The following is a 15,458-nucleotide window of genomic DNA, read 5'->3' as shown; positions in this document are numbered from 1 at the left end:
TATGTCGCAGGCTGCTCTGAACACGCGAAACAGTGAAGAAGAGATTTCTTCTCACCGCAATAATGGAACGCGTCTGGCGGGGATCCTTTTCCTGCTGACCGTTTTAACGACAGTGTTGGTGAGCGGCTGGGTCGTGTTGGGCTGGATGGAAGATGCGCAACGCCTGCCGCTCTCAAAGCTGGTGTTGACCGGTGAACGCCATTACACGCGTAATGACGATATCCGGCAGTCGATCCTGGCATTGGGTGAGCCAGGTACCTTTATGACCCAGGATGTAAATATCATCCAGACGCAAATTGAACAACGCCTGCCGTGGATTAAGCAGGTGAGCGTCAGAAAGCAGTGGCCTGATGAATTGAAGATTCATCTGGTTGAATATGTGCCGATTGCGCGTTGGAATGATCAGCATATGGTTGACGCCGAAGGAAACACCTTCAGCGTTCCGCCAGATCGCACCAGCAAGCAGGTGCTCCCAATGTTGTATGGTCCGGAAGGCAGCGCAAATGAAGTGTTGCAGGGTTATCGCGAAATGGGGCAGATGCTGGCAAAGGACAGATTTACTCTGAAGGAAGCGGCGATGACCGCGCGGCGTTCCTGGCAGTTGACGCTGAATAACGATATTAAGCTCAATCTTGGCCGGGGCGATACGATGAAACGTTTGGCTCGCTTTGTAGAACTTTATCCGGTTTTACAGCAGCAGGCGCAAACCGATGGCAAACGGATTAGCTACGTTGATTTGCGTTATGACTCTGGTGCGGCAGTCGGCTGGGCGCCCTTGCCACCAGAGGAATCTACTCAGCAACAAAATCAGGCACAGGCAGAACAACAATGATCAAGGCGACGGACAGAAAACTGGTAGTAGGACTGGAGATTGGTACCGCGAAGGTTGCCGCTTTAGTAGGGGAAGTTCTGCCCGACGGTATGGTCAATATCATTGGTGTGGGCAGCTGCCCGTCACGTGGTATGGATAAAGGCGGGGTGAACGACCTCGAATCCGTGGTCAAGTGCGTACAGCGCGCCATTGACCAGGCAGAATTGATGGCAGATTGTCAGATCTCTTCGGTATATCTGGCGCTTTCTGGTAAGCACATCAGCTGCCAGAATGAAATTGGTATGGTGCCTATTTCTGAAGAAGAAGTGACACAAGAAGATGTAGAAAATGTCGTCCATACCGCGAAATCGGTGCGCGTGCGTGATGAACATCGTGTGCTGCATGTGATCCCGCAAGAGTATGCGATTGACTATCAGGAAGGGATCAAAAATCCGGTAGGACTTTCTGGCGTGCGTATGCAGGCAAAAGTGCACCTGATCACATGTCACAACGATATGGCAAAAAACATTGTGAAAGCCGTTGAACGTTGTGGCCTGAAAGTTGACCAACTGATATTTGCCGGACTGGCATCAAGTTATTCGGTATTGACGGAAGACGAACGTGAACTGGGCGTCTGCGTCGTCGATATCGGTGGTGGTACAATGGATATCGCCGTTTATACTGGCGGGGCATTGCGTCACACCAAGGTAATTCCTTATGCTGGCAATGTCGTGACCAGTGATATCGCTTATGCCTTTGGCACACCGCCAAGCGACGCCGAAGCGATTAAAGTTCGTCATGGCTGCGCGCTGGGTTCCATCGTCGGTAAAGACGAGAGCGTGGAAGTGCCGAGTGTAGGTGGTCGTCCGCCGCGTAGTCTGCAACGTCAGACGCTGGCGGAGGTGATTGAGCCGCGCTATACCGAGCTGCTCAACCTGGTCAACGAAGAGATATTGCAGCTGCAGGAAAAGCTTCGCCAACAAGGCGTAAAGCATCACCTGGCTGCGGGTATCGTATTAACCGGTGGCGCGGCGCAGATCGAAGGTCTTGCCGCCTGCGCTCAACGCGTGTTTCATACGCAGGTGCGTATCGGCGCGCCGCTGAATATCACCGGTTTAACGGATTACGCTCAGGAGCCGTATTATTCAACGGCAGTGGGATTGCTTCATTACGGGAAAGAGTCACATCTTAACGGTGAAGCGGAAGTTGAAAAACGTGTTACAGCATCTGTTGGCTCGTGGATCAAGCGACTCAATAGTTGGCTGCGAAAAGAATTTTAATTTTTATGAGGCCGGCGGTGATTACGGCCTCAGGCGACAGGCACATATCGGAGAGAAACTATGTTTGAACCAATGGAACTTACCAACGACGCGGTGATTAAAGTCATCGGCGTCGGCGGCGGCGGCGGTAATGCTGTTGAACACATGGTGCGTGAGCGCATTGAAGGTGTTGAATTTTTCGCGGTAAATACCGATGCACAGGCGCTGCGTAAAACAGCGGTTGGGCAGACGATTCAGATCGGTAGTGGTATCACCAAAGGACTGGGAGCTGGCGCTAATCCAGAAGTTGGCCGTAATGCGGCTGATGAGGATCGTGATGCACTGCGTGCGGCGCTGGAAGGGGCAGACATGGTCTTTATTGCAGCGGGCATGGGCGGTGGTACCGGTACAGGTGCAGCGCCGGTTGTTGCTGAAGTGGCTAAAGATTTAGGTATTCTGACCGTTGCTGTCGTGACCAAGCCTTTCAACTTTGAAGGCAAGAAGCGTATGGCATTTGCGGAGCAGGGGATCACTGAATTATCCAAACATGTGGACTCACTGATCACAATCCCGAACGACAAACTGCTGAAAGTTCTGGGCCGCGGTATCTCCCTGCTGGATGCGTTTGGCGCAGCTAACGATGTGCTGAAAGGCGCTGTTCAGGGTATCGCCGAACTGATTACTCGTCCGGGTCTGATGAACGTGGACTTTGCAGACGTACGTACTGTGATGTCTGAAATGGGCTACGCAATGATGGGTTCTGGCGTGGCGAGCGGTGAAGACCGTGCGGAAGAAGCGGCCGAAATGGCAATTTCTTCTCCGCTGCTGGAAGATATCGACCTGTCTGGCGCGCGCGGCGTGCTGGTTAACATCACTGCGGGCTTCGACCTGCGTCTGGATGAATTCGAAACCGTAGGTAACACCATCCGTGCATTTGCTTCGGACAACGCGACCGTGGTTATCGGTACTTCTCTTGACCCGGATATGAACGATGAACTGCGTGTAACCGTGGTTGCGACAGGTATCGGTATGGACAAACGTCCTGAAATCACCCTCGTGACCAATAAGCAAGTTCAACAGCCAGTGATGGACCGCTACCAGCAGCATGGTATGGCGCCGCTGACGCAAGAGCAGAAGCCCGTGGCCAAAGTGGTGAACGACAATACGCCACAAACCGTGAAAGAGCCGGATTATCTGGATATCCCGGCATTCCTGCGTAAGCAAGCTGACTAAGAATTAGCTGGAATTTGGGTTGCGAGGCTCTTTGTGCTAAACTGGCCTGCCGAATGTATAGTACACTTCGGTTGGATAGATAATTTGGCGAGATAATACGATGATCAAACAAAGGACACTTAAACGTATCGTTCAGGCGACGGGTGTCGGTTTACATACCGGCAAGAAAGTCACTCTGACCTTACGCCCTGCGCCGGCCAACACCGGGGTCATCTATCGTCGCACCGACTTGAATCCACCGGTAGATTTCCCGGCCGATGCCAAATCTGTGCGTGATACCATGCTCTGTACGTGTCTGGTCAACGAGCATGATGTACGGATTTCAACTGTTGAGCACCTGAACGCAGCGCTCGCGGGCTTAGGCATCGATAACATTGTTATCGAAGTTAACGCGCCGGAAATCCCAATCATGGACGGCAGTGCCGCTCCGTTTGTTTACCTGCTGCTTGATGCTGGTATCGACGAGCTGAACTGCGCCAAGAAATTTGTTCGCATCAAAGAGACTGTTCGCGTCGAAGATGGCGATAAGTGGGCTGAATTTAAGCCGTACAATGGTTTTTCGCTGGACTTCACCATCGATTTCAACCATCCGGCAATCGATTCCAGCAATCAACGCTATGCGATGAACTTCTCTGCTGATGCGTTTATGCGCCAGATCAGCCGTGCGCGTACGTTTGGTTTCATGCGTGATATCGAATATCTGCAGTCCCGTGGCCTGTGCCTGGGCGGCAGCTTCGATTGTGCCATCGTTGTTGACGATTATCGCGTACTGAACGAAGACGGCCTGCGTTTTGAAGACGAGTTTGTGCGTCACAAAATGCTCGACGCGATCGGTGATTTGTTCATGTGTGGTCACAACATTATCGGCGCATTTACCGCTTATAAATCCGGTCATGCACTGAATAACAAACTGTTGCAGGCTGTCCTGGCAAAACAGGAAGCCTGGGAATATGTGACCTTCCAGGACGACGCAGAACTGCCGTTGGCCTTCAAAGCGCCTTCAGCCGTACTGGCATAACGACATCTATACTGTCGTATAAAATTCGACTGGCAAATCTGGCACTCTCTCCGGCCAGGTGACCCAGTCGTTTTTTTTTGAGTTTTTACAGCGTCGTAAGAAATCGGTGCGAACGCTGTTTTCTTAAGCACTTTTACGTGTTACTTATCTTGAATACTGCTGTGGACTTCTGGCTTTAATGATAAGATTTGTGCGCTAAAAACGTTGAATACGATCGGGATGGCAATAACGTGAGTGGAATACTGACGCGCTGGCGACAGTTAGGTAGACGCTACTTCTGGCCGCATCTCTTATTAGGGATGGTCGCGGCGAGTTTAGGTTTGCCTGCGCTCAGCAACGCCGCCGAGCCAAACGCGCCCGCAAAAGCGACAACGCGCAATCACGAGCCTTCCGCCAAAGTTAACTTTAGTCAGTTGGCCTTGCTGGAAGCAAACACGCGCCGCCTGAACTCTAACTATTCCGTTGATTACTGGCATCAACATGCTATTCGCACGGTAATTCGCCATCTCTCCTTTGCAATGGCGCCGCAAACGCTGCCCGTTGCCGAGGAATCTTTACCGCTTCAGGCGCAACATCTTGCTTTACTGGATACGCTCAGCGCGCTGCTGACCCAGGAAGGCACGCGGTCTGAAAATGGTTATCGCATTGATTATGCGCATTTTACCCCTCAAGCAAACTTCAGCACGCCCGTCTGGATAAGCCAGGCGCAGGGCATCCGTGCTGGCCCTCAACGCCTCAGCTAACAACGGAAAACCTTTACTTCATTTTATTTACTCCGCAATGCGGGGTGTTTGAGATTTTATTATGCTAATCAAATTATTAACTAAAGTTTTCGGTAGTCGTAACGATCGTACCCTGCGCCGGATGCGCAAAGTCGTCAACATTATCAATGCCATGGAACCGGAGATTGAAAAACTCTCCGACGAAGAACTGAAAGGAAAAACGGCAGAGTTCCGCGCGCGTCTGGAAAAAGGCGAAGTGCTGGAAAACTTGATTCCGGAAGCCTTCGCTGTCGTGCGTGAAGCCAGTAAGCGTGTTTTTGGCATGCGCCACTTCGACGTACAGCTGCTCGGCGGTATGGTTCTTAATGAACGTTGCATCGCGGAAATGCGTACAGGTGAAGGTAAAACCCTGACCGCAACGCTGCCTGCTTACCTGAACGCATTAACCGGTAAAGGTGTGCACGTTGTTACCGTCAACGATTATCTGGCGCAACGTGACGCCGAAAACAACCGTCCGCTGTTTGAATTCCTCGGCTTGACCGTCGGCATCAACCTGCCGGGCATGCCAGCACCGGCAAAGCGTGAAGCTTACGCGGCTGACATTACTTACGGTACTAACAACGAATACGGCTTTGACTACCTGCGCGACAACATGGCGTTCAGCCCTGAAGAACGTGTACAGCGTAAACTGCACTATGCGCTGGTGGACGAAGTGGACTCCATCCTGATCGATGAAGCGCGTACACCGCTGATCATTTCCGGCCCGGCGGAAGACAGTTCGGAAATGTATAAGCGCGTAAACAAAATCATTCCGTACCTGATCCGTCAGGAAAAAGAAGACTCCGAAACCTTCCAGGGCGAAGGCCACTTCTCGGTGGATGAAAAATCTCGCCAGGTGAACCTGACCGAACGTGGTCTGGTGCTTATTGAAGAGCTGCTGGTGAAAGAAGGCATTATGGATGAAGGTGAGTCGCTGTACTCTCCGGCCAATATTATGCTGATGCACCACGTAACGGCGGCGCTGCGTGCTCACGCGCTGTTTACTCGCGATGTCGATTACATCGTTAAAGATGGTGAAGTTATCATCGTTGACGAACATACCGGTCGTACCATGCAGGGCCGTCGCTGGTCTGATGGTCTGCACCAGGCTGTGGAAGCGAAAGAAGGTGTACAGATCCAGAACGAAAACCAGACACTGGCTTCGATCACCTTCCAGAACTACTTCCGTCTGTATGAAAAACTGGCGGGGATGACCGGTACGGCTGATACCGAAGCCTTCGAATTCAGTTCCATCTACAAGCTGGATACTGTAGTCGTTCCGACCAACCGCCCGATGATTCGTAAAGATCTGCCAGATCTGGTCTACATGACCGAAGCGGAAAAAATTCAGGCGATCATTGAAGATATCAAAGAACGTACTGCGAAAGGCCAGCCAGTGCTGGTGGGTACTATTTCAATCGAGAAATCGGAACTGGTATCAAACGAGCTGACCAAAGCCGGTATCAAACATAACGTTCTGAACGCTAAATTCCACGCCAACGAAGCGGCAATCGTTGCTCAGGCGGGCTATCCGGCTGCGGTGACCATCGCGACCAACATGGCGGGTCGTGGTACTGACATCGTGCTTGGTGGTAGCTGGCAGGCAGAAGTTGCCGCGCTGGAAAACCCGACCGCAGAGCAAATTGAAAAAATTAAAGCCGACTGGCAGGTGCGTCACGACGCGGTACTGGAAGCAGGTGGCCTGCATATCATCGGCACTGAGCGTCACGAATCTCGTCGTATCGATAACCAGCTGCGTGGCCGTTCTGGTCGTCAGGGTGATGCCGGTTCTTCCCGTTTCTACCTGTCGATGGAAGATGCGCTGATGCGTATTTTTGCCTCTGACCGCGTATCAGGGATGATGCGTAAACTGGGTATGAAACCCGGCGAAGCCATTGAGCATCCGTGGGTAACTAAAGCAATTGCCAATGCTCAGCGTAAAGTTGAAAGCCGTAACTTCGACATTCGTAAACAGCTGCTGGAATACGATGACGTAGCTAACGATCAGCGTCGTGCCATTTACTCCCAGCGTAACGAACTGCTGGATGTCAGCGATGTGAGCGAAACCATCAACAGCATTCGTGAAGATGTGTTCAAAGCAACCATCGATGCCTACATTCCACCACAGTCACTGGAAGAAATGTGGGACATTCCCGGTTTGCAAGAACGTCTGAAAAACGACTTCGACCTTGATTTGCCGATTGCCGAGTGGCTGGACAAAGAGCCAGAACTGCATGAAGAGACGCTGCGTGAGCGTATCCTGGAGCAGTCCATCGAAGTGTATCACCGTAAAGAAGAAGTGGTTGGCGCTGAGATGATGCGTCACTTCGAGAAAGGGGTGATGCTGCAAACGCTGGACTCCCTGTGGAAAGAGCACCTGGCGGCGATGGATTATCTGCGTCAGGGTATCCACCTGCGTGGCTATGCACAGAAAGATCCGAAGCAGGAGTACAAACGTGAATCGTTCTCCATGTTTGCGGCGATGCTTGAATCGTTGAAATATGAAGTCATCAGCACGTTAAGCAAAGTACAAGTACGCATGCCGGAAGAAGTTGAAGAACTGGAGCAGCAGCGTCGTATGGAAGCTGAGCGTTTAGCGCAAATGCAGCAGCTTAGCCATCAGGATGACGACTCTGCAGCTGCGGCTGCGCTGGCAGCGCAAACCGGCGATCGTAAAGTTGGACGTAACGATCCTTGCCCATGCGGTTCTGGTAAAAAATACAAGCAGTGCCATGGTCGCCTGCAATAAAAGCTAAGTGTTGAAATAAAAGGCGCAGGATTCTGCGCCTTTTTTATAGGCTTAAGACAATGAAAAAACTGCAAATCGCGGTAGGTATTATTCGCAACGAAAACAACGAAATCTTTATAACCCGTCGCGCCGCAGATGCGCACATGGCAAATAAGCTGGAGTTTCCGGGCGGTAAAATAGAAACGGGAGAAACGGCAGAACAAGCGATGGTACGGGAGCTTCAGGAAGAAGTCGGGGTTACCCCGCAACGTTATTCGCTGTTTGAAAAGCTGGAATATCAGTTCTCTGACAGGCATATCACACTGTGGTTCTGGTTGGTCGAAAGCTGGGAAGGGGAACCGTGGGGGAAAGAGGGACAGCCCGGTGAGTGGATGGCGCTGGCCAGCCTCAATGCAGAAGATTTTCCGCCAGCCAATGAACCGGTAATTGCGAAGCTTAAGTGTCTGGAGGTCGGATAAGGCGTTTATGCCGCATCCGACATTTGCACAAGATGCCTGATGCGACGCTGGCGCGTCTTATCAGGCCTACGTGCGGCATCAGACAAATGTCACTGCTTTGGCTCTTCGCTCCAGTCATCGCTCTCAGAAAGATCGCCACTGCTGGGGATTCGTTTTTCTTCCGCAGCCCATTCTCCGAGGTCGATCAACTGGCAGCGTTTGGAACAAAATGGCCGAAATGGGCTGACTTCACCCCACACCACCGTTTTCCCGCAGGTGGGACAATTCACCGTAATAGTTTCTGACATTTTTACTCCTTAGCAACAAGCCAGTTCGAAATCCAGACGTTCCGGTACTTGTCCATTTTCACTGTCCAGCGGCATAAAGCGAATGGCAAAACGGCTCTTATGACCGGATATTTGCGGATAAAGCTGTGAATCGAGTGCCAGATTCAGCCGTAACAAATCGGCGTCTTCGCCGTTATCCTGATAAAAACCGTTCAGACTGGTCAGTTTGCGGAACGGTGCCGACTGACGAATCAAATCCAACACCATTGTAAGTGCCTGTGTCAGCGGGCTCAGGCTGGCAATCCAGGTTTCTACCTGACTGTCGCGCTGCGACTGGGGTAAATGCAACCAGATATGCAACGTAGGTAAATCAAAGCTGCAACAACCACCGGGAATGCTCAGACGCTGGCGCACCAGGGCAATCATCCTGTCTTCACGCAGAAATTGCCCGATACGCGGCGCGGAAATCAGCACGCTACCTGCGGCCTTCAACTGCTGAATTAATGCTTCAATACGGGTCTGGTCCACGCCAGGCACACCAATCCAGGTCTGGAGTTTACGCTGTTGACGTTCCAGCTCTTTCAGTAGTTCGGTACGAACTTCTCCACGCTCGAACACATCCAGCAATTCACTAACATTACGGAAGAAATGCAGAGCACCAGCGTAGTCAGCAATAGGCAAATTTACGGTGAGTTGTTGAATTAAAAACTCAATGCGCAGCCATGTACGCATTTTTTCATTTAGTGGATGTTCAAAAAGGACCTGGGTCTGCATTAAGTTTTTTCCTGTGAGACAAACTGCGACGCGAGCTGCAAATAGTGTGCGTGCAGGCGGGCAACATCTGATGCAATAGCATCTGGTGTGCCGTTATTATCAATGACGTCATCTGCCACCGCAAGACGGGCTTCGCGCGTTGCCTGGGCAGCAAGAATTTGTTCGACATGCTCGCGAGTAACATCATCGCGCTGCATGGTGCGCTTAAGCTGCGTTTCTGGGCTGACATCCACCACCAGCACTCGATTCGCTTTTTTATACAGTGAGTTTTCTACCAGCAATGGCACAACCCATAACACATAAGGTGAAGTTGCTTGCTGGATCTGGCGTTGCGTCTCCTGCTGAATCAGAGGATGCAGCAGGGCATTAAGCCAGTTTTTCTCTTCCGGATAGGCAAAGATCCGCTCGCGCAAGGCGCGACGTTGCAATGTTCCATCAGCAGCAATCATATCCGCGCCAAAGTGTTCAGCAATGGCACGCAGTGCAGGTGTACCCGGTTCAACCACCTGACGCGCAATAATATCGGCATCAATGACATTAATTCCGAGGTCAGCAAATGCATTTGCAACGGTACTCTTGCCACTGCCAATGCCGCCTGTTAAGGCAACTGTATACCTCATAATCTATATTCCTGGGAATTCATCATGATTATCAAAATGTTAATAAAGAGCGCGCGAAAGCGAAATTGATGAAACGTTCGCCCACTATTTACCAGGTAAATTTATGGGATTGTAGCGTAAAAAAAGACAATTTCGCAGTCTTGCGCCATATCGATTAGTGCGTATGATAGCGTCACTGGAGTTGCGCTCTTACCCTTATAGCCATTAACCCCAGGAATCTGCACATGCGTATCGAAGAAGATCTGAAGTTAGGTTTTAAAGACGTCCTCATCCGCCCTAAACGCTCTACTCTTAAAAGCCGTTCCGATGTTGAACTGGAACGTCAATTCACCTTCAAACATTCAGGTCAAAGCTGGTCCGGCGTGCCGATTATCGCCGCAAATATGGACACCGTAGGCACTTTTAGTATGGCTACGGCACTGGCTTCTTTCGATATTTTGACCGCTGTACATAAACATTACTCTGTTGAAGAGTGGCAAGCGTTTATCAACAATTCTTCTGCTGATGTGCTGAAACATGTGATGGTTTCTACCGGTACGTCGGATGCCGATTTCGAAAAAACTAAACAAATTCTCGACCTGAACCCGGCATTAAACTTCGTTTGTATTGATGTTGCGAATGGATATTCTGAGCACTTCGTGCAGTTTGTTGCGAAGGCGCGTGAAGCGTGGCCGACCAAAACTATTTGTGCAGGCAATGTGGTAACTGGCGAAATGTGTGAGGAGCTTATCCTCTCCGGTGCCGATATCGTTAAAGTTGGCATTGGTCCTGGCTCTGTTTGTACAACTCGCGTGAAAACGGGCGTCGGTTATCCGCAGCTTTCTGCGGTGATCGAATGCGCCGATGCCGCGCACGGTCTGGGCGGGATGATCGTCAGCGATGGCGGCTGTACCACACCGGGCGATGTCGCGAAAGCTTTTGGTGGCGGTGCCGATTTCGTAATGCTTGGCGGAATGCTGGCTGGTCACGAAGAGAGCGGCGGCCGTATTGTTGAAGAGAACGGCGAGAAATTTATGCTGTTCTACGGTATGAGCTCCGAGTCTGCGATGAAACGTCACGTTGGCGGCGTTGCGGAATATCGCGCTGCAGAAGGTAAAACCGTTAAGCTTCCTCTGCGCGGTCCGGTTGAAAATACCGCGCGTGATATTTTAGGCGGTCTGCGTTCAGCCTGCACTTACGTTGGGGCTTCACGCCTGAAAGAGCTGACCAAACGCACCACGTTTATCCGCGTACTGGAACAAGAAAACCGCATCTTCAATAATCTGTAATCTCCCAATGCTGGCGTGGAGCAACACGCCAGCATTATCCCACCCCACTCATCGCATCGCCCAGATGGAAAATTGGCAGATACATTGCCACCACCAATGTACCGATAATTCCTCCAGTAATGACCAGCAACGCCGGTTCCAGTAAGGCGGCAAGGTTATCTGCCAGCGCCAGCGTGTTATCCCGATGATGATGGGCAAGATTCTCCAGCATGAGATCCAGCGACCCGGATGTCTCTCCTGTCCTCACTAACTGCAAACAGAGCGGGCTAAACTCCCCGGCATTTTTTAGCGCCAGCCAGATGGGGTGACCGTTACTGATATCATGCTGAATTTGTGTCAGAAGTTGCGCCCAGTACGGGCAGCGCATCGTCTCCCTGACGCTCTCCACTCCCTGCAAAAAAGTAATCCCTGCACTTTGTGTCAGCGCCAGAATCGTAAAGATCTGCGTGAGTTTTTGTCCCCGCATCAGGGCTCCCATTATCGGGATGCGTAATAACCATTTCTGCCGCGCAATAAGCCAGGTATGGCGACGCATCAGCAGTTTGTTGGCTATCGCTAGCAGAAAGCCGAGCACTATCAGCAGCCAGCCCCATTTGCCACTAAAGTCTGCCAGCGTCATGATCCCCTGCGTTAGCGCCGGTAGTGGGGTGTTGAAGGTCTTATAGATAGCGGCAAACTCCGGCAGCACAAAATGCAGCATTGCCACAACCACCATGATTGCCATCGCTAAAATGATGATGGGATAACGCAACGCTGATTTCACTTTGTCGGCCAACTGGCGCTGGGCTTTTTGCTGACGCGCCAGTTCAAAGCAGCATTCATCCAGCTTACCGGTCACTTCCCCCGTACGGATCATCGACTGGTAAAGCGGCGGAAAAACCTCTGACCAGGGCGATAAGGCACTGGAAAAGGCCACGCCCTGTTCGAGATCGTGCGCCAGCGATTGCAACAATGCCTGCCATTGCTTACTTGGATGCTGTTCCGCCAGCAGTGCCAGCCCTTCAGAAAGCGTTAACCCGGCTTTGAGTAGCGTCGCCAGTTGATGAATGACTTCCGCGCTTTTATCTCCTCGCCAATGCGCAGAATTGATGGCGATTCGCTTCAGGCTTAGTGGGGTAACCCTTTGCTGCTGTAGAGCCAAAAGTAGCAAAGCACGGCTCTCTGACCATTGCATCCCATCTTGCGCATTGCCGTCGCCGGTTATGCCATGCCATCGCCAGAGTTGCTTATTCGCCATGTGGCATCCCCAGCACGCGGATTAACTCTTCAAAGGTGGTTAAGCCCTGTTCCACGGCCAGGCAGCCGTTTTCAAAAAGTGTGCGCATACCTGTCCGCCTGGCGTGCGTTTCCAGCGATTCAACTTCAGTATTAGAGGAAATAAGCTGGCGTATGGCTGGTGTAATGGGCAGGACTTCAAACAAGGCGGTACGACCATAAAAACCGTGGTAGCAATGTTCACAACCCGGTGCCTGCCAGCGGGACAGCGGAGATGACCATACATTGTCCGGAAGGCGGATCGGTTCCCCTTGCCGCTGGCGGCAATGCGGACAAAGTTTACGTACCAGGCGCTGGGCTATTACCAGAGTGAGGGCCGACGAGAGCATCCAGCGAGCAACGCCCATTTGCTGTAAACGCACCAGCGTTTCGCAGGTGGAGTTGGTGTGTAGCGTGGACAATACCAGATGACCCGTTTGCGCGGCTTTAATGGCAATTTCTGCCGTTTCGCCATCGCGGATCTCTCCGATCATGATGACGTCAGGATCCTGGCGCAATAACGCACGCAAAACGCCCTGAAAGGTGAGTCCGGCACGCGGATGGATTTGTGTCTGGTTTAGCCCAGCGATGGGGATCTCAACCGGATCTTCCACGCTGCAAAAATTAATATCGGCGGTATTCAGCGTTTGCAGTGCGCTATACAGCGTGACTGTTTTGCCGCTGCCGGTAGGGCCAGTTACCAGCACCAGTCCCTGTGGTTGCTGCAAGGCGTGGGTAAAGTCCGTCAGTTGTGATGGTTGCATTCCCAGCGTGTTGACATCCAGCGCCTGGTCCACCTGCTGTAACAACCGTAATACCACCTTTTCACCGCCGCGACATGGCAAGGTAGCAATACGAAATGAGACGGCGTTCCCGGCCAGTTCGACAGTGAATTGCCCGTCCTGCGGCAGGCGATGTTCCGCAATATCCAGGCTTCCAAGCACTTTTAACCTGGCGGTTAAAGCGACTCCGGCATCCAGTGAAACATCAGGTAAAGGATGCAGCACGCCGTCGATACGTAAGCGGATACGATAGCTATTGTCCGCTGGTTCGATATGAATATCTGACGCGCGTTGTTCCAGTGCAGATTGCAACGTATGAGCCAGCAATTCTGCTTTAGGCTGATGTTTCTCCTGAACGGCTACGGGCAATGTCTGTTGTGTGCGACTGGCGTGACCTTCCATCTGTTGGCGCGTCCAGCAGGTGATCTCAATACGTTTGGTGGTAGCGAAATGCAATGCGTCCAGCAACTCATGTGAGGGGGCATCGACCACCGCAACATGAACCACTTCTTCGCTGGCATCCAGTAAGACCCCCTGGTAACGCAAACACAGGGCGGTGAGCTGTGAAATATTCATCGCCGCTCCTTAGTTGGCGTCATCAAAGCGGAAGACATCTTCGCAGGCTTGCTGCAATGCGCTGTCACTTTGAATATTGCAGTTGCGCGTCCAGCCGGTGACACCGTTAGCGTTATCCCAACCGGGTGTCATAACGATGCTTAGCCCATTGAGACTCTCTTGCCCGGTCAGTGACACCACGCCCTTTGCCACACTCATGGCTGAAACATAGCGGGTGGTGGTAGGCGAGGGGATGCCATTGCTGCCGCCGTCGCAGGTGTCCAGTCCGCCATGTTCCAGCGCGCACAATTCTACGGCGGTACGGTAAGGCACAAAGGTTTGTAGCATGTCGGTAAGTGCGGCTTTGCGCAGGTAGTTTTGATAAGCGGGAATACCAATGGCGCTTAAAATGGCAATGATGCCAATAACCACCATCAGTTCGATAAGTGTAAAACCGCGTTGCTTGTCCATCTGTTTCGCTCCTTGATTTGGTTGGCGCTACTTTGGCAAACGCCATCAGCACAGGCGAGGGGCAAAAAACGAAACGGGAAGGCGGCTTCCGAGGTTTTTTATTACGTTGCAGCGAAAGACAAGAAATTTGCGAGGCGTTACGAAGAAAGTTGGGGAAGGGGAAATTATCCGCCCGCGATGGAGCGGATAAATCTGTCAGCAATTAGCGAAAACGCATTGAAAGGTCGAGTGCCTGTACGTGTTTAGTTAGCGCACCGACGGAGATAAAGTCCACGCCCGTTTCAGCAAACTCGCGCAGCGTTTTGTCGGTGACGTTGCCAGACACTTCCAGCAGCGCCTTGCCGTTGGTGCGTTTAACGGCTTTGCGCATCTGTTCTGTGTCGAAGTTATCCAGCATGATGATATCGGCACCTGCTTTCAGTGCTTCATCAAGTTCTTCCAGATTCTCGACTTCAACTTCTACTGGCGCATCCGGGTGCAGCCAGGACGCTTTTTCGACCGCCTGGCGCACTGAGCCGGAGGCAATAATATGGTTTTCTTTGATCAGGAAGGCGTCAGAAAGCCCCAGACGATGGTTAGCCCCGCCGCCGCAAAGTACCGCGTATTTCAGGGCAGAACGCAGGCCGGGTAAGGTTTTTCGCGTATCCAGCAACTGCGTATCGGTGCCTTCCAGCAACTCAACATAGTGGCGAACCTTACTGGCTACGCCAGAAAGAGTTTGTACAAAATTAAGCGCAGTACGTTCGCCGGTTAACAGCACGCGAGATGGGCCTTCGAGTTCGAAAAGGAGTTGATTGGCGTTAATGACATCACCGTCATCCACATGCCAGGTAATGGTGACATCGTCGCCTGCCAGTTGAATAAACACTTCTTCAACCCAGCGTTTACCACAAAATACGCCCTCTTCGCGGGTGATCACCGTGGCATGAGAGCGTGAATTTTCCGGTAAAAGTTTTGCCGTAATGTCGTTGTTGGCATCGACTGTTCCGCCTAAATCTTCTCGCAGCGCCTGGGCCACCGCGCCGGGGATATCGAGATTAATGCGTTCCAGCAGCTCGTCACGTCGGGTGTCAGGGTTATAGCGGCGAGGCGGCATGTTAAAACTCCAGATAGCTAACGAATCATAAGGTAGAAACATGCTACTCTGAACCGGGTATTAGCACCACATATAAGGAGATC

At 51.8% G+C, this 15,458-nt stretch carries 15 protein-coding genes; 8 read left to right on the top strand and 7 right to left on the bottom strand.

The features are described from left to right. Position 1: 1 nt before the first annotated feature. From ftsQ to mutT, 7 genes are all read left to right on the top strand, one after another. Entirely contained in the window at positions 2 to 832 is an 831-nt protein-coding gene (ftsQ, locus tag D9597_RS03510) for a cell division protein FtsQ (RefSeq protein ID WP_000075731.1), read from the top strand. Then, complete coding sequence (gene ftsA / locus D9597_RS03505; protein ID WP_000588474.1) at positions 829 to 2,091, top strand: cell division protein FtsA; 1,263 nt, start codon at positions 829 to 831, stop codon at positions 2,089 to 2,091. Before ftsQ ends, ftsA begins: the two co-directional genes overlap by 4 nt. 60 nt (positions 2,092 to 2,151) lie before the next feature. Continuing rightward, positions 2,152 to 3,303 (top strand): cell division protein FtsZ, encoded by a 1,152-nt coding sequence (ftsZ, locus tag D9597_RS03500; RefSeq protein WP_064525175.1) that lies wholly within the window; start codon positions 2,152 to 2,154, stop codon positions 3,301 to 3,303. Positions 3,304 to 3,403: 100 nt separating this feature from the next. Further along, positions 3,404 to 4,321 carry a UDP-3-O-acyl-N-acetylglucosamine deacetylase gene (gene lpxC / locus D9597_RS03495; protein WP_000595482.1) on the top strand — a complete coding sequence of 306 codons (918 nt, stop codon included), beginning with the start codon at positions 3,404 to 3,406 and terminating at the stop codon, positions 4,319 to 4,321. A 230-nt stretch (positions 4,322 to 4,551) separates the two neighbouring features. Next, positions 4,552 to 5,064, top strand: coding sequence for a secA translation cis-regulator SecM (secM, locus tag D9597_RS03490; RefSeq protein WP_130221630.1), 513 nt, complete (start codon positions 4,552 to 4,554; stop codon positions 5,062 to 5,064). Positions 5,065 to 5,125: 61 nt separating this feature from the next. Next, the gene (gene secA / locus D9597_RS03485; RefSeq protein WP_130204928.1) at positions 5,126 to 7,831 is read left to right on the top strand and encodes a preprotein translocase subunit SecA; all 2,706 of its coding nucleotides are present in this window, start codon (positions 5,126 to 5,128) and stop codon (positions 7,829 to 7,831) included. Between the two features lie 59 nt (positions 7,832 to 7,890). Continuing rightward, complete coding sequence (mutT, locus tag D9597_RS03480) at positions 7,891 to 8,289, top strand: 8-oxo-dGTP diphosphatase MutT (protein ID WP_130221629.1); 399 nt, start codon at positions 7,891 to 7,893, stop codon at positions 8,287 to 8,289. 89 nt (positions 8,290 to 8,378) lie between these two features. Here the strand turns inward: mutT and yacG are convergent, their stop codons facing one another. Genes yacG through coaE form a run of 3 tightly spaced genes read right to left on the bottom strand, consistent with a single transcriptional unit; the run spans position 8,379 to position 9,949 of the window. Further along, entirely contained in the window at positions 8,379 to 8,576 is a 198-nt protein-coding gene (gene yacG, locus D9597_RS03475) for a DNA gyrase inhibitor YacG (protein WP_000005046.1), read from the bottom strand. A 9-nt stretch (positions 8,577 to 8,585) separates the two neighbouring features. Beyond that, positions 8,586 to 9,329 carry a cell division protein ZapD gene (gene zapD / locus D9597_RS03470; RefSeq protein ID WP_130217398.1) on the bottom strand — a complete coding sequence of 248 codons (744 nt, stop codon included), beginning with the start codon at positions 9,327 to 9,329 and terminating at the stop codon, positions 8,586 to 8,588. Then, positions 9,329 to 9,949 (bottom strand): dephospho-CoA kinase, encoded by a 621-nt coding sequence (coaE, locus tag D9597_RS03465; protein ID WP_130221628.1) that lies wholly within the window; start codon positions 9,947 to 9,949, stop codon positions 9,329 to 9,331. Before coaE ends, zapD begins: the two co-directional genes overlap by 1 nt. A gap of 224 nt (positions 9,950 to 10,173) precedes the next feature. Between coaE and guaC the strand changes: the two genes are divergently transcribed. After that, positions 10,174 to 11,217 (top strand): GMP reductase, encoded by a 1,044-nt coding sequence (gene guaC, locus D9597_RS03460; RefSeq protein ID WP_130204936.1) that lies wholly within the window; start codon positions 10,174 to 10,176, stop codon positions 11,215 to 11,217. A 34-nt stretch (positions 11,218 to 11,251) separates the two neighbouring features. Here guaC and hofC read toward each other — a convergent pair whose 3' ends face one another. The 4 genes from hofC to nadC form a co-directional block, all read right to left on the bottom strand. Beyond that, positions 11,252 to 12,454: a protein transport protein HofC gene (gene hofC / locus D9597_RS03455; RefSeq protein ID WP_130221627.1), complete on the bottom strand. Its 1,203-nt coding sequence runs from the start codon at positions 12,452 to 12,454 to the stop codon at positions 11,252 to 11,254. Continuing rightward, on the bottom strand, positions 12,444 to 13,829 hold the full coding sequence (gene gspE / locus D9597_RS03450) for a type II secretion system protein GspE (RefSeq protein ID WP_130221626.1): 1,386 nt from the start codon (positions 13,827 to 13,829) through the stop codon (positions 12,444 to 12,446). The genes hofC and gspE overlap by 11 nt, the downstream gene beginning before the upstream one ends. 9 nt (positions 13,830 to 13,838) lie before the next feature. Beyond that, positions 13,839 to 14,279: a prepilin peptidase-dependent pilin gene (gene ppdD, locus D9597_RS03445; RefSeq protein WP_130204940.1), complete on the bottom strand. Its 441-nt coding sequence runs from the start codon at positions 14,277 to 14,279 to the stop codon at positions 13,839 to 13,841. Positions 14,280 to 14,481: 202 nt separating this feature from the next. Continuing rightward, entirely contained in the window at positions 14,482 to 15,375 is an 894-nt protein-coding gene (gene nadC, locus D9597_RS03440) for a carboxylating nicotinate-nucleotide diphosphorylase (protein ID WP_130204942.1), read from the bottom strand. Positions 15,376 to 15,458: the final 83 nt, after the last annotated feature.

Origin of the sequence: Escherichia sp. E13S3 (assembly GCF_004212325.1) — a bacterium.
Lineage (GTDB): Bacteria > Pseudomonadota > Gammaproteobacteria > Enterobacterales > Enterobacteriaceae > Escherichia.
Note: the sequence above shows the minus strand (reverse complement) of the source record. Positions and strands in the feature narration are given on the sequence as shown.